Genomic DNA, 15183 nt, shown 5'->3' with positions numbered 1-15183 from the left:
ATGAAAACAGGAATAAGCCTGATCTTGTTACTTCTTTTATCAGTCTTGCATAGTGAGGCGCAGACTGATACAGTGTTCTTTGATAAAGACTGGAAGCGGGTTTCAACTTCTGAAAGTGCTGCCTATGTTCGTCCACCTGCTGTGAAGCTGGCATCAGGTAAATATCAGGTTGTTGATTATTTCGCCAACACTGCGCAGCCGTTGTTGGTAGCTGAGTATCTTGATAAAGATCTAAAGACTAAAGATGGCTACTTTATTTCTTACCATGAAAATGGCCAGATGGAGTCGGAAGGATATAATAAGAACGGAAAACGTGAGGGACACTGGATAGGTTATTACAAAAGCGGGGTAAAGGAATATGAAGGAGAAATGCGCGATGACAAGTGGAATGGCGATTTCGTGAGCTATCACGATAATGGTAAGAAACAAAGTGAAGGGACGAGATTGAATGGCGCATATAATGGATTCTGGAAGTGGTATGCCGAAGATGGAAAAACATTGACATTCTACGCGAACTATAAAAATGGTATTTATCACGGCGATGTTGTGAGGTATCATAAGAACGGAGCAATTGCGAGACAAGACCACTACAAGAATGGAAAATTGAAGTCCGTTAGATGTTACACAGAGGCTGGTTCAGATGCAGCCTGGTGTGCAGATAGAAAATACCCGACCTTTCCAGGTGGCGATGGACAATACACGATATTTGTAGAGAACGATAGCCGTTATAAAGAGTTTAGAGAGAATAACCCGAAAGTTAAAGGAACGGTCTATATCGAGGCATTCTTCGACGAAACCGGTAAGATGTATAAGAGTGATGTTGTGCAGTCGTTACAGCCGGAAGCTGATACTCTTGCGTTAGAGATAATGAGGTCTATGCCGGACTGGATACCAGCCCTTGATGAAAGCAACAGGCCTGTGAAATCGACGCGAAGGCTTGATATAAAATTTTAGAGAATGAAGGCATAGTTTTATTATGCTATTTTTGATTTATATATACGATTGAATGATAGAGTTAAGGAATATTCGTAAGAGTTTTGGAGAGAAGGTGGTACTGGAAGACGTGTCTGCCGCTATGGAGCCGGGCAAGGTAAACCTCATCATTGGCACCAGCGGTAGCGGTAAGACCGTACTGATGAAGTGCATGATCGGCCTCATACATCCTGACTCGGGCCACGTGCTCTATGAAGGCAAGGACATCACCAACATGGAGGAGAAAGACCTGAAGGATATTCGTATGCAGATAGGTATGCTGTTCCAGGGCTCAGCTTTATTCGATAGTATGACCGTGGAGAACAATGTGCGTTTTCCCCTCGACATGTTCACTAAAATGAGCCGTGCTGAAAAGCGTACCAGGGTAAACGAAGTACTTGCCCGCGTGAACCTGGAAGGCGCAAACAAGAAATATCCTGCGGAGATTAGTGGTGGTATGAAGAAGAGGGTTGCCCTGGCGCGCGCGCTGGTGCTTAACCCTAAATACCTATTCTGCGATGAGCCCAACTCCGGCCTCGATCCGCAAACATCGCTGGTTATCGATAAACTTATCAAAGAGCTGACCATAGAGTATAATAGTGTTACAGTAATCAATACCCACGATATGAATACCGTAATGGAAAGCGGTGACCATATTGTGTACATGTATAAGGGCCACAAAAAATGGGAGGGCTCTAATAAAGACATTATCTACAGCAAAGACCAGCAACTCAATGACTTCATCTTTGCCTCCGAATTCCTGACCAAGGCCAAGGAGATGAGTATGATGGAAGACAGAGGACACATAAAATAAGAAGCGGCGCGTAAGCGCCGCTTCTTATTTTGTCTAAAGCAAAAGTTATTGCTTTAGGATCCTTTCAACAGCAATGGCCTCCGGTCCCCGAAGCTGAAGCACATAAGTTCCAGGTGGAAGTTCTTTGATATTAATTTTAGTGCGGCTGTCGTAGATAGGTACTCTCTTCACGATCTGTCCCAGAGCATTAATAAGAACGCCATTGGTGTAGCGTTTTTCGTCTGCATATATCAGGATCTCATTAATGGTAGGATTAGGGTATACTGTTATGTCACCAGATTGTTTAATGTCTTTAACTGCGCTATACATATCGCGTTCGATTTTTATGTTGTCAATGATCCAACCGTCCAGGGATTCAACCGTATCATCGCTTATAAAACGGAAACGAACGAAAGCAGAATCGGTTGGCAGGCATGGATAAGAAGTTCCTTTGACTGGCAATCCGTAGAAAAACTGGAAGCGTGAATATTGCCACCCATTGCTAGTGCCATTAAAGGCCGGCGTACCATTTAGAAGCGTATCATTCCGTGAGTAAAAATTCTCTGTCGTGATGCCGCTTTCCATCCAAAACATGGTGTCAGCATTGCAACTGTCAAGTAGGTTCAACCAGTTGAAGCCGTCAGTGGAATATTCTACAACTCCACCATCATGTTTCGACGTAGTTTGGTACTTATGCCAGAAGCCGATGATCATGTTGAAAAAGCCACCTTGCTGAAACTTTAAAACGAACGCGTCGTTGGCATTGATAGGATAGAAGTTGGACGTATCCGTCATAATAGCATAGTCTGAGGTTTTTCCTCCCGAAAAGAATGCTTTGGAAGTAGTGCCTATTTTCCAGAGCAAGGCACCCGTGGTGTCGATGCTTTCCACGTGTTTTGTACGGATCAGCGAGTCATTTATCTCAAACGTAAATGTGGTTGAATCGCCCGGGTCTCCATCGATCATGTGTTGTGCGAAGGCGGCTGGCGCCTGCGTCCCAATAAGGAATACGATAAAAAGTATAAGTCTGATCATAAGCAATGTTTTGAAAAGGAGAGGTAGCGTATAGCTACCTCTCCGAAAGTTATTATTGTTTTTCTATCCTCTCAACAGTACTTCCATTCTCGCCACTTAGCAGCATAAAATAAATACCAGCAGGCAGGTTGCTTACGTTGATCTGAGACTCTTTGCTGTCTAATTTATATTCAGCGACAAGTTGACCCATGGTGTTCATCAATCGTGCTGTTTTATAGACATCTTTATTCATCTTAATAGTCAACGCAGAATTAGTCGGATTAGGATATACCAATACCGAGTTCTTTACATTCTCAACTTCCTTCACTGAAACTGTAGCCAAGGTATTCAGCGTGGTGTTGGTGATCACCGGATCGTTGAAGTCGAAATAGATCGCAGCGTTGTTCTTGAATTCTGTACCTAATGCCAGTCCTGTCTTCGTCTTGATGCTGAAAGAAACCATACCATTGCTGCCCACTTCGTCATCTTGCTTGGCAGGCAGGTCTATGTTGTTGAACTGGAAACGTACTTCACCTGTTTCGCTCATGGTTATATCACAAGGATGCGATTTGTAGATCGGGGTCAGCGTGCTCCAGTCCAGGTCAGCATCCAGCTGGTCGAGGATGAAAATGTTCTGTGCTTTATAAGTACCCAGGTTCTGGAAATGGATCATATACTCCAACACTGAATCTTTATAGGTAATGTTACCAGCGGGACCATCTCCTTTAGGACTTACCTCCTTAAAGTTCGGGTCGTAAGATCCTACGGTTATCGGCGTATAGTAATTCACGTTATTCCAAGGAGAATAGTCGCTTAGCCAGTTTGTAATAGGTGCCGCATAAGCAGTGGTATCGGTAAAAACCAGGCTAGTGTTCAACGGAATGCTTGTCGGCATTGAGTAATTAACTGTAAACGCCTGAGAAGCAGCTGGGGCTAAGCTTAACGATCCAGTGAGCGGACGCCAGTTGCCTGTGCCGGTAAAGAAGCCACCGGGTACAAATGTTGGTGCGCCGATCTGGCCGTCTGTTTTATATCCGCCGGCTACAGCAGGTTCAGCAACGGTACCCATGTTGGTGATAATGCATTTTTGCAGGTAGGTAAAACCGGGCACAGGACAAGTAAAGTTCCATGTGCTGATGTGCATATCATGCAGCGTGGCTGTATTGTTCGCAAAGTTTACCGCTGTACTGCAGTTAGCAGCGGCGGTTACCGTTACAGGAACAGCGTTATTTTGGCAGCTGGCCAATGGATATGCCGCTTTTACAGTCTCTGATATTGTGTAAGATCCTGTTGGTGCTTTAAAAGAATAAACACCAGCTGAGTTGGTATATGCATAACCTAAGCCACTGGCGTGTATCTGTATGTTGGGAATTCCAAGCTCGCCTGCATCTTGCGTGCAATTGCTGTTGGCATCATTGTAAACCGTACCGGTAATGGTGCAATAACAGCTATTATTGCTGGCGTTGTAGGTTAGGATGGTTGATTGAAAAGCTGTGCATCCGTTGGCATCTGTCACGGTTACAGAATAATAACCGGGTTTCAGACCGGTGATCGTTTGTGTGGTTTGAGAATTACTCCAGTTATAGGTGTAAGGCGCTGTGCCTCCCCATACGTTAGCGGTGATACTACCATCGCTATTGAAGATACAAGACACCGGTGTGCTCGAAAGAGCCGCATTCACAGGTGAAGATTTGGCTACTGACTTCGATACTGTTTTCGAACAGCCTGCATTGTCTGTCACTTTTACAGAATAGCCGCCCGCAGCCAGGCCCGAAATAGCTGGCGTAGTTGCACTGTTGCTCCATAGATAGGAATAAGGCGTGGCACCACCAGTAGCGGTGGCAGCCAGGCTACCGTTTGATAGTGTGCAGGTAGCATTGATCGCGCTAACGCTCACCATCACGTTGTTGATGGGAGGGACGTTTACGCTGCCTGTCCTCACGCAGTTGTTGGCGTCAGTTATTTTGAAAGAATAAGTGCCGGCGGCCAGGGTAGTGGCTGTGGTAGTAGTTTGCGCCGGAACTGTGAACCATTGAATGTTGTAGGGAGCAAGTCCGCCTGTAATTGACAGTGTGGCGCTTCCTGTTGCACTGGTACAAGAACTTGGTGTGGTAGTAACCTGGGCGTTTACAGGTGTTGAGCTCGATAGGTATTGACTATTTGTGCCAAAACAACCGTTTGCATCGGTCACCTTTACGGAGTAAGAGCCTGCTGTAAGGCCTGTTATTGTTTGGGTAGTGCCGCTATTGCTCCATAAATAAGTATATGGTGGTGTACCACCTGAGCCGAATACTGTTGCACTACCATTGTTTTGAACGCAGGTGGCCGGCGTTAGCGTGATGTTGGCACCTATGTTTACAGATTGGGCAACGTTTACATACCTCATTGCTTTACATCCTTGCGCATCCGTTGCGGTTACCGTGTATTGGCCTTTGACAAGACCGCTTATAGATTGGCTGGTAGCCGTGTTAGACCACAAGAAACTGTAGGGAGCAACACCACCCGTCGGTGTGGTTGCTGTTGCCGTACCGTTAGTACAGTTTGCGGTGGTGCTGCTTACTGTGAAATTGATGTTGTTCGTTTCGTAAATAGTGACTGAATCGTCTGAGTACGAACAGCTGTTGGCATCGGTTACCACCAGTTTGTACTGCCCGGCGGCTATAGTGAGCGGGTTACTTGTTCCAACCAGTGTGTTGGTTTTGTCGTACCACTGATAAGTGTAAGGAGGTAAGCCGCCGGTAACAGTGGCCGTCAATGTTCCTAATGCCGGACATATCACAGTAGGATTGTTGGTTGAGACCAGGAATGGCGGGGCACCCTGGTAGCTTGCTTGTGCCGTACCGGTGCTACTGGTAGCAACCAGCCACACGCCAGCTCCTGAATAGCTGGTTAGCACTGCTGTGGAACTAGTTACAGTCTGCGTTATTGGTGTGCTCGCCGATCCTACCCACCAGTTAACTGTTATAGGCGGCGTCATGCCGGTAAAGGTTGCAGTTAGTACACCATTGTTATTGCAAGGTGGTGTTGTAAGAGCTATAGAGGCCGTTTGTGCATAAGAGGAGACAGTAGTAAAGAGCGTTGCAGATAGAATAATAGCTACGCTTAGTAATGTTTTCGTCATAGGTTAATATTTAGGAGTTTTAATAAGGTTCCAGGAAACAGGGACATCATTAGAAATAGCACTAAATAATACGGTCGACCGTGGTCAAAGCAGGATAGTGAAATTGGTTACTCCCTTTTTCAAGCGTTATATGATCACACCTTAAAATGGAGGCGGATAGAGGAGTGCAGTAAGAAAATGGAGAGTAAGGTTTTTTACATAGGCATAGATTTTTGAAAAAAATAATATTAACTGATCGATAATATTAGAAAAAAGACAGGCCTATCGTGAAAAAGGTTTGTCACAAATTTGTAATATGGGAAAAAGTTGTTAGCTTAGAGAGGTAAAAAGAAAAAGACCGGTGGAAACCGGCCTTCGAAATCTAGAATTGATTACCCATTACAGATTTAAACTTCTTCAATGATGGTGCGGCTTTGGCAGCACCATTTTTTATATCGAGAGAGTTGTTTTTGCGCTGTTGTACTAAAGAAGACTGGCACATTTTGAAAATGGTTGGCTGCCACTTAAAATTTTTTAGACTTTCAGAATTGTTCTCATATAATACGGATTTGCTTTTGGGCTTATTTAGCTTAATTTTGCCCGCACTAAAGAAAAATCTATAGCTCATGGCTGTTTTAGTAAATAAGAACTCAAAGGTGATCGTGCAGGGTTTTACCGGCACTGAAGGTACCTTCCACGCTACCCAAATGATAGAATATGGTACTAATGTTGTGGGCGGTGTAACTCCGGGTAAAGGTGGTTCTAAACACCTGGATAAACCAGTATTCAACACAGTAAAAGACGCGGTAGATAATACAGGCGCAGACGTTTCTATCATCTTCGTTCCGCCTGCTTTTGCAGCCGATGCTATTATGGAAGCAGCTGATGCAGGTATCAAAGTGATCATTTGCATTACAGAAGGTATTCCTGTGCAGGATATGGTTAAGGCCCGCGATTTCCTCCGTGGCCGCGACAGCAGGCTGATAGGTCCTAACTGTCCTGGTGTAATTACTGCAGGCGAAGCGAAAGTTGGTATCATGCCAGGCTTCGTATTTAAGAAAGGCAAGATCGGTATCGTATCTAAATCAGGTACTTTGACATATGAAGCTGCTGACCAGGTAGCTAAAGCAGGTATGGGTGTTACAACGGCTATCGGTATCGGTGGCGACCCGATCATTGGTACTACAACCCGCGAGGCGGTAGAACTGCTGATGAACGATCCTGAAACTGAAGGTATTATCATGATAGGTGAGATTGGTGGTAACATGGAAGCTGAAGCTGCAGAATGGCTGAAAGCTAACATGCGCAAACCTGTAGTTGGTTTCATTGCTGGCCAGACAGCGCCTCCGGGCCGTCGTATGGGCCACGCTGGTGCCATCATTGGTGGTGCTGATGATACTGCTGAAGCTAAAATGAAGATCATGGCTGCTTGTGGCATTCACGTTGTGGCTAGCCCTGCCGACATTGGTAAAACAATGGCGCAGGTAATGAGCAAAGCTCCGGTAGCTGCCAACTAGTTTTTTAGAAGGACCTTATATATCATAAAGGCTGCCCGATTGGGTGGCCTTTCTTTTTGTCACCTTGTCAGTGGTTTGGCCTGGTCTGCTGAAATTTGTTGCCGTTTGTTGTCGATTTGGGGTGGTTTTATGAAAATAACAATGACAATTTGACAATTATCTGGCTTTTCTGGAGTGCTTCATTTGGGTTCATAGCGGTAAAATTTATTACTGCAAATATACATCATTTAAGTGATTATTCCGCCAGCTTCTTAATGGCCTTGAGCATATCGATGCCTTTTCCCAACACAGGTGCAAACAGATCACCTTTCTTTTCGATGCGCTTAAAGATGTTCTCAATATTGAAGTCGGTTGGGTGCAGACCTTTTTTTACTTCCTTCCATTCAAGTGGGGTAGATACAGGTGCTCCAGGTTTTGGACGCAGGCTGTAAACGCTGCTCAGCGTTTGGCCGCGGCGATTTTGCAAGTAGTCTATGTATATCTGGTCTTTGCCGCGTTTAGATAGCGACCGCTCCAATGTTGTGAAGTCAGGCAGCTGTTCCTGGGCAAATTGCGCGATCATCTCTGCAAACTGCTTCGCTTCTTCGTAAGTATACTTTGCGCCGAGAGGTACATATATGTGTAATCCGGTGGAGCCCGATGTTTTACAATAGGATTCTGCACCCGCCTTATCCAGTATTTCCTTGATCACCTGTGCACACTCTACCACCTGGTCGAACGTGTTTTTTTCAGACGGATCTATGTCCATGATGAAATAATCAGGATTATCAGGATGTTTTATGGTTGAGTTCCATGGATTTATCTCAATGCAACCAAGATTGGCGATGTACAGTAGCGAGGGCTTGTCGTTACAAACCAGGTAGTCTACGGTTTTGTTTGAACTTTCTGACCAAACCGGGTAGGTTTCCATCCAATCAGGCGCATGTTCGCCTGCATCTTTATGATAAAAGGCTCCTCCTGTTATTCCGTTAGGCGTTCGCATCAGCGATTCCGGACGTCCTTTCAGATATTTGATCATGTGTTTAGCCATCTCGCTATAGTAGTTGATGACATCACCCTTGGTATAACCTTCGTCGGGCCAGTATACTTTATCCAGGTTGGTCAGCGCCAGTTTCTTGCCGCCGACGGTAGTTGTTTTCTCCATAGCTTTTTCTTGTGCAGTAACAGGTTCTGTTTTGTCTTTAGCAACTGGTGCTTCCAGTTTTACTTCTTTAGCTGCTTTGTCCTTCCGCAACCCCATAAATACCGGGTGTCTGCGGTTGCCATCGGCCGTCACTTCGGTAAACTTAAGATTGCAAACCAGCTTAGGTTTTACCCAGGTAACAGGCGAGTTAACTTTCACCTTTTCGTCGAAGGGGCTTTCATCAGTTTCCAGCTCCTGCAGTTTGGCGTGTACTTCTTTCAGTGTCTTCTGCGTAAAGCCCGTACCGGTATGGCCAATGTATTTGAGCTTGCCTTTTTCATAGCTTCCCAGTATCAGCGCGCCGAAATAGCTTCGCCCGCCGCGTGGTGCCGTATAGCCTGCTATCACAGCTTCGTCGGTCAACATGTGTTTTACCTTTAGCCAGTCACTGCTGCGGCTGTCTTCAATATACCTGCTGTCGCCGCGTTTGGCTATCATGCCTTCCAATCCTTGTTGCTGCATCAGCTCGAAGAATTCCAGCCCGTAGGTTTCAATATGGTCGCAGTATTTAATAATATCGCTTTCAGGCAACAGATCTTTGAGTATCTGTTTTCGTTCTAGTAGCGGACTGTTCTCCAACGATTTTCCGTTGAGGTACAATATGTCGAACACGTAGTAGACGAGGGGAGTAGTTGCAGGATCGTATTGCTGTATGGCCTGGAAGCTGGGCATGCCATTCTCTCCGAACGCTACCAGCTCACCATCCAACACCATTTTTTTCTTTATCCGATTCAGTTCATCAAATACAACGGCATATTCATTTTCAAAAGCCAAACCGTTGCGTGAATACATGCGCGAGTTTTTACCATTCACTTCTGCTATGGCGCGGTAACCATCCCATTTTATCTCAAATATCCATCCTTCGCGATCGAATGCCTTATCGTGTAGCTTGGCCAGCATTGGCTTAATGAAATCGTTGTATTTCGAAGGTCGACTGCGAAATGTTGGTCTGTAGGCAGACTTCAACTCTTCTTCAGGCTGCTCTTTTTTTTTACAGCGACAGCTTTCTTAGCGGCAACCTTTTTTGTTGCAGCTTTCTTTACTGCTTTTTTAGAGATGGAGATGGTGCCTGCAGCACGGGCTGCTGTATATGCTAACGAGCTTTTCTTTGCGTGGTCTTCTGCATTGTAATCATCGTCGGTAGCATGGTCGTCGCGATGCTTGATGAGCAGCCAGCTTTTCTCATCGCTTTTCAGTTTCACGAGGGCAAACTCACCTTTCAACTTCCGCCCCTTCATTCGAAACTTAATACTGCCACTACGAAGACTTTTCGCAAACTGTGTCGCGGAAATAACCTCTCCTTTTTCGTCCACCGGGTCATATGTACCATGGTCCCAAATATCTACGTGCCCGGCGCCATAATTACCGGGAGGTATATCGCCTTCAAAACTGGCGTACTCCAGCGGATGGTCTTCTACCATCATGGCCAGGCGTTTGTCTTTTGGGTTGAGGGAAGGGCCTTTGGGCACGGCCCAGCTTTTCAACGTACCATTTAGTTCCAACCTGAAGTCGTAGTGCAGGTGCGAGGCATGGTGCCGCTGTATCACAAACGTGAGTTTATCGTTCTGCTTGTTTGCTTTGCCGGTAGGCTCAGGTGTTTCGGTAAATTTTCGCTTCTGCTTATATTTTGTCAGGCTCATGCTTACGATGCTTTTTTACGCTCCAGGCTTTCTTTAAGTTGCGCCATCAGGTCTTTAGACTTGCTCTTCACCATCTTGATCGCAGTTTTTTTAGGTTTTACGCCGCTGGCCTTGGCTTCTATCATGTTCATCAGTTCGGCCGAATAGGTGTCTTTGTACTTAGTGATATCAAACTTTTTTGGCGTGAGCTGGTTGATAAGGCTTGTTGCCATTTTCAACTCTGCGGCCTTAACCTCTGTTTTTTCCGGTATATTCAGATCGCTGGCATCGCGTATCTCCTCAGGAAACCGCAGTTTGAACAGTATGATCATATTGTTGGCCTCACGCAGCATACAGAAGTTCTCTTTTGTGCGCATTACGTACGTGCCCAACGCAACCTTACCGGTTTCTTTAAGCGCTGCGCGCAATAAGGCATAGGCTTTCTCTCCGCCTTTGCCAGGTTCGAGATAGTAGGGCGAATCGAAGAAAGCGGGATCTATTTCCGTTTCTTTCACGAACTCCTGTATCTCGATCATCTTGCTTTTTTCGGGGCTGGCCTTTTCAAAGTCCTCGTCGTCCAGTACTATATATTCACCTTCGTGTTTATAGCCTTTTACGATATTGGCCCATTCTACCACCTTGCCGGTATTCTCATTTATCCTCTGAAACCTAATGTTTGAGTGGTCTTTTTTGTCGAGCATGTCGAGGTCGAGAGTACTCGACTGTGTGGCGCTGAATATCCGTATCGGGATGTTCACCAAGCCAAATCCTATTGCACCTGTCCAAATAGCACGCATAGCCTGTATTTTGCGTAAAACGTGAAAAAAATATGCCTGTGGCTGGCAGAGTTTGTCCAGGGGAAACACAAGTACTAGTCAACGGTTTATATACCGTTAATTAAGTAATGGCTCATGGGGTGTTTTGTCCACAGCGCTATTTTATCTGTTTGCGATACAGGTAAAGCGCCAGTACTCCGAAGATGAGATTGGGAATCCAAACGGCAATAAGCGGGTTGAGGCCGCCCTTGGTGGCAAAGGTAGTAGACAGCTGCATAGCCATGATATAGGTCGCGCTGATGACGATACCCAGTGCAAGGTGAAGACCGCTACCACCTCTTACCTTTTTGCTGGCGATACACACGCCGATGATGGTAAGAATAAAACCGGCAAAGGGCTGGGCAGTACGCCTATGCTTTTCTACGTAAAAGAAATTCAGGGTTTCGCGGCCGCGGAGTTTTTCGCGGGCGATGTACTTGTCGAGTTCGATGGTATTCAGCGCCTCTTTGATCGCATCGTCTTCTTCAAGATCAGATGGTTTGAAGTTAGGGTAGGTTTTCTTCAGCTCCGGTACAAAGTCCAGGCTTTCTTTCAGGCCGTCGTTCTTGCGGATAGTGACGCCAAACAGTGTCCATATTTTCTTCACGCTGTCGTAGCTGGCGCGTTCAGCCATTATCTTTTCTCTTAGCAGCTGCCCTTCGATCACCTCGGCTGTGAAACGGTAACCTACATTGGCGGTGTAGTCGTAACTCTGCACAAATACGTAAAGGTCTTTTGATAAACGCAGATGTACATTGCGGTCCGACATGATAGAAGCACTATGTATGTACTTATCTTCAAACGCCAGGCGCTGTTTGTTGGCATTCGGTACTACCCAGTGGTTGGCAAACAACGAAAGCGCGCAAAGAAAGCCCGCCCCTATGAGATAGGGACGCAAAAATCGCTGGAATGATACGCCGGAGGCCAGTATGGCAATGATCTCAGACTTATAGGCCAGCTTAGAGGTAAAAAATATAGTGGCAATGAAGATGAACAGCGGGAACAACAGCGCCGATATGTGTGGGATGAAGTTTTTGAAATAATTTAGGATCGCCATCGCCGGCGCCTTCTTCTCCACAAAGTCTTCCACCTTTTCCGAATAGTCGATAACACAGGCTATCACTGCCAGTATGATGATGGCAAAGAAGAATGTGCTCAGGAATTTTTTGACTATGTACCAGTCGAGTTTTTTCATGCCCGGTATTCGGCTCTAACGTTATAAGCGTTGTTTAAGTATGGGTATCATCTCATTTTTCCACGACTGGAAATCGCCCTGCAAAATATGCTGACGTGCCTGCTTTACCAAATGCAGGTAAAAAGCCAGATTGTGCACGCTGGCAATTTGCAAGCCTAATATCTCACTGGCTACGAACAAGTGACGCAGGTAAGCCTTGCTGTAGAAGTTGCTGCTGTGGCAGTCTATACCGTCGTCTATCGGGCTGAAATCTGTTGCCCATTTCTTGTTTTTGATGTTGACCACGCCCTTGCTGGTGAACAGCATACCGTTACGGCCATTGCGTGTAGGCATCACGCAGTCAAACATGTCAACACCGAGTGAGATGTTTTCGAGGATGTTCCAGGGCGTACCCACACCCATCAGGTAGCGTGGTTTGTCGGCTGGGAGGATCTCGGTACACACGGCACACATCTCATACATCTGCTCTTCGGGTTCGCCTACAGAAAGGCCGCCTATAGCATTACCGTCACACTCCATGCTGGCGATGAATTCTGATGAAGCCTTGCGAAGATCTTTGTACGTGCTGCCTTGTACGATGGGGAACAGGGATTGTTCGTAACCATACTTCGGTTCCGTTTCACCCATGGCCTTTACACAACGGGCTAGCCAGCGGTGCGTCAGCTCCATCGATTTTTTCGCATACAGAAATTCTGAAGGGTAGGGCGGGCACTCATCGAAAGCCATGATGATGTCGGCGCCTATGGTACGTTGGGTAGCTATTACATTCTCTGGCGTGAACAAGTGTTTTGACCCATCGATATGCGACTGGAACATTGCGCCTTCTTCATTCAGCTTCCGGTTATTGGACAGCGAGAATACCTGGTAGCCTCCACTATCGGTAAGAATGGGTCTGTCCCAGCCATTGAATTTGTGCAGGCCGCCCGCTTCTTCCAGCACAGCCGTTCCCGGACGGAGGTACAAATGGTAAGTATTGCCGAGTATGATCTCTGCCTTTACCTCATCCTTTAGCTGCGATTGCGTCACTGCTTTTACGCTGCCTACGGTACCCACAGGCATAAAGATGGGCGTTTCTATCACGCCGTGACCGGTAGTTATTTTACCTGCCCGAGCGGATGAGTTCGGATCATTGGCCTGTAATTCAAATTCCATTTTCTATATGGTCGCAAGTCGCAGAACGGTGGTCCCTGACTTTTTTGAAGTTGTTTGTGTTTCTTTGTTGCGTGTTGATACAGGTGCTCATATTCCTTTATTTGCTCGTCATCGCCATACAAATGGGGTACGTATTGTACCTCTATTCGCATTTCTTTCTCATTCGCGATGGTGAAGCCGGTCCAATCGATCCTCAGCCTGTATCGGTAGTGATCTGTGCAAAGAATGAAGCAGACAACCTGCGTCAAAACCTGCCTTCGATACTGGCGCAAAGATACACGAATGCGGCAGGTAAAAAGGCTTTTGAGGTGATCGTAGTAAATGATGGTTCGACAGACGATACCGAAAAGGTATTAAATGAGCTTAGTCAGCAATATGATAATCTCTCGCCTGTAACTATTCCAGCAGACGCGGTACGTGATAAGCCAGGTAAGAAATATGCGTTAGGCAAGGGTATTGAGCATGCCAGCCATGAAATGCTGCTGTTGACCGATGCCGATTGCAAGCCGGTCAGCGACCACTGGATCAGGACCATGACCGCGCCATTGCACGAAGGCAAGAAAGTTGTGGCAGGCGTGGGCAGGTACTACGAGGCTCCCGGCCTTCTGAATACGTTCATTCGCTGGGAAACGTTGCATAGCCTGTTCCAGTCGGCCAGTTATGCAGCGGCCGGTAAGCCCTATATGGCAGTGGGCCGCAATATGGCGTGCACTAAAGCTGCTTTTCACGAAGCACAGCACTCCAAAGTTTGGGATAAACTTCCTTCAGGCGACGATGACCTGATGATGCGCGCGGTAGCTCACAGCAACAATACTGCAGTAGTTATCGATACGGATGTACAGACCTTATCACTGGCAAAAGGCACGCTGCCAGATTATGTAAAGCAAAAGCAACGACACCTTTCGACCGGTAAATACTACAAGCTGAGTGTGAAGCTGGCGCTTGGTGCCTACGCCTTATCGCATGCGCTTAGTTGGTTGTTGTGTTTGGTTTTGCTGCTGGCCGGGAACTGGCAATTGGCGCTTGGCGTGATGATTGCACGGTGTATAACATATTACACTATATGGCATGCCGTAAGCCAGAAAATAGGCGAAAAGATGTCTTTTTCTGCCTTTTTAGTTGGGGATGCTGGCTGGCTGGTGTATAACTTTGCATTCGCGCCCTACATACTTTTCAAAAATAAACAGAGGTGGAAGTAATTCTTAAATATTTCGACGATTTTTCTGAAGCGCAGATAGCACAGTTCGAACAGCTGGAGGCGTTATATAAGGATTGGAATGAAAAGATCAATGTCATATCGCGCAAGGATATCGATACATTGTACGAGCGCCACGTGTTGCATTCGCTGGCTATTGCCGCGATATGCAATTTCCACAAAGGTGCGCGTATAATAGATATTGGTACAGGAGGCGGCTTCCCCGGTATCCCGTTAGCGATATTCTTTCCTGAAGTAGAGTTTGTTCTGGCCGATAGTATCGGTAAAAAAATAAAAGTAGTGCAGGGTGTGGCCGATGCAATTGGTTTGAAGAATGTAACGGCAGTGCATAGCAGGGTAGAAGATGTGAAGGGTAACAATTTTGATTTTGCTGTGTCGCGGGCTGTTGCCCCGCTTGGCGAGCTGTGGCAATGGGTGGAGCGTAAAATAAAACCCGGAAAACATAGTGATGACTTGCACGCCGGTCTTATCTGCCTTAAGGGCGGCGACCTTACAAAAGAGATAAAAGAGTCGGGACTGGAGGCTAAAGCACAAGCCTGGAGCGTGCATGACATCTTTCCAGAGCCTGTGTTTGAAGAGAAGTTCGTGATCTATGTACCAAAATAAG

13 protein-coding genes are annotated in these 15183 nt (G+C 46.3%); 5 read left to right on the top strand and 8 right to left on the bottom strand.

What is annotated here, in order from left to right:
* On the top strand, positions 1–954 hold the full coding sequence (locus tag P2W83_RS00730) for a toxin-antitoxin system YwqK family antitoxin (protein WP_276131758.1): 954 nt from the start codon (positions 1–3) through the stop codon (positions 952–954).
* Positions 955–1006: 52 nt separating this feature from the next.
* On the top strand, positions 1007–1786 hold the full coding sequence (locus P2W83_RS00725; RefSeq protein ID WP_276131757.1) for an ABC transporter ATP-binding protein: 780 nt from the start codon (positions 1007–1009) through the stop codon (positions 1784–1786).
* Positions 1787–1831: 45 nt separating this feature from the next.
* Here the strand turns inward: P2W83_RS00725 and P2W83_RS00720 are convergent, their stop codons facing one another.
* The 3 genes from P2W83_RS00720 to P2W83_RS00710 form a co-directional block, all read right to left on the bottom strand.
* Positions 1832–2800, bottom strand: a complete 969-nt coding sequence (locus P2W83_RS00720) for a T9SS type A sorting domain-containing protein (RefSeq protein ID WP_276131756.1) — start codon at positions 2798–2800, stop codon at positions 1832–1834.
* A 52-nt stretch (positions 2801–2852) separates the two neighbouring features.
* On the bottom strand, positions 2853–5900 hold the full coding sequence (locus tag P2W83_RS00715) for a DUF7619 domain-containing protein (RefSeq protein ID WP_276131755.1): 3048 nt from the start codon (positions 5898–5900) through the stop codon (positions 2853–2855).
* 361 nt (positions 5901–6261) lie between these two features.
* Positions 6262–6507: a hypothetical protein gene (locus tag P2W83_RS00710; RefSeq protein WP_276131754.1), complete on the bottom strand. Its 246-nt coding sequence runs from the start codon at positions 6505–6507 to the stop codon at positions 6262–6264.
* Between P2W83_RS00710 and sucD the strand changes: the two genes are divergently transcribed.
* Entirely contained in the window at positions 6506–7396 is an 891-nt protein-coding gene (gene sucD, locus P2W83_RS00705) for a succinate--CoA ligase subunit alpha (protein WP_276131753.1), read from the top strand. The genes P2W83_RS00710 and sucD overlap by 2 nt on opposite strands.
* Before the next feature lie 235 nt (positions 7397–7631).
* Here the strand turns inward: sucD and ligD are convergent, their stop codons facing one another.
* From ligD to tgt, 5 genes are all read right to left on the bottom strand, one after another.
* On the bottom strand, positions 7632–9479 hold the full coding sequence (gene ligD, locus P2W83_RS00700) for a DNA ligase D (protein ID WP_276131752.1): 1848 nt from the start codon (positions 9477–9479) through the stop codon (positions 7632–7634).
* Positions 9480–9541: 62 nt separating this feature from the next.
* Positions 9542–10219 (bottom strand): DNA polymerase ligase N-terminal domain-containing protein, encoded by a 678-nt coding sequence (locus tag P2W83_RS00695; RefSeq protein WP_276131751.1) that lies wholly within the window; start codon positions 10217–10219, stop codon positions 9542–9544.
* Between the two features lie 2 nt (positions 10220–10221).
* Positions 10222–10995: a non-homologous end joining protein Ku gene (gene ku / locus P2W83_RS00690; RefSeq protein ID WP_276131750.1), complete on the bottom strand. Its 774-nt coding sequence runs from the start codon at positions 10993–10995 to the stop codon at positions 10222–10224.
* A 136-nt stretch (positions 10996–11131) separates the two neighbouring features.
* The gene (locus P2W83_RS00685) at positions 11132–12208 is read right to left on the bottom strand and encodes an LptF/LptG family permease (RefSeq protein ID WP_276131749.1); all 1077 of its coding nucleotides are present in this window, start codon (positions 12206–12208) and stop codon (positions 11132–11134) included.
* 21 nt (positions 12209–12229) lie between these two features.
* Entirely contained in the window at positions 12230–13360 is a 1131-nt protein-coding gene (tgt, locus tag P2W83_RS00680) for a tRNA guanosine(34) transglycosylase Tgt (RefSeq protein ID WP_276131748.1), read from the bottom strand.
* A 122-nt stretch (positions 13361–13482) separates the two neighbouring features.
* Here tgt and P2W83_RS00675 point away from each other — a divergent pair, with 122 nt between their 5' ends.
* Positions 13483–14559, top strand: a complete 1077-nt coding sequence (locus tag P2W83_RS00675; RefSeq protein WP_276131747.1) for a glycosyltransferase — start codon at positions 13483–13485, stop codon at positions 14557–14559.
* Entirely contained in the window at positions 14550–15182 is a 633-nt protein-coding gene (gene rsmG, locus P2W83_RS00670) for a 16S rRNA (guanine(527)-N(7))-methyltransferase RsmG (protein ID WP_276131746.1), read from the top strand. Before P2W83_RS00675 ends, rsmG begins: the two co-directional genes overlap by 10 nt.
* Position 15183 lies beyond the last annotated feature (1 nt).

Source organism: Polluticoccus soli (genome assembly GCF_029269745.1).
Classification (GTDB): domain Bacteria; phylum Bacteroidota; class Bacteroidia; order Chitinophagales; family Chitinophagaceae; genus Polluticoccus; species Polluticoccus soli.
The sequence above is the reverse complement of the archived record's forward strand: the minus strand, read 5'-3'. Positions and strand labels throughout refer to the sequence as shown.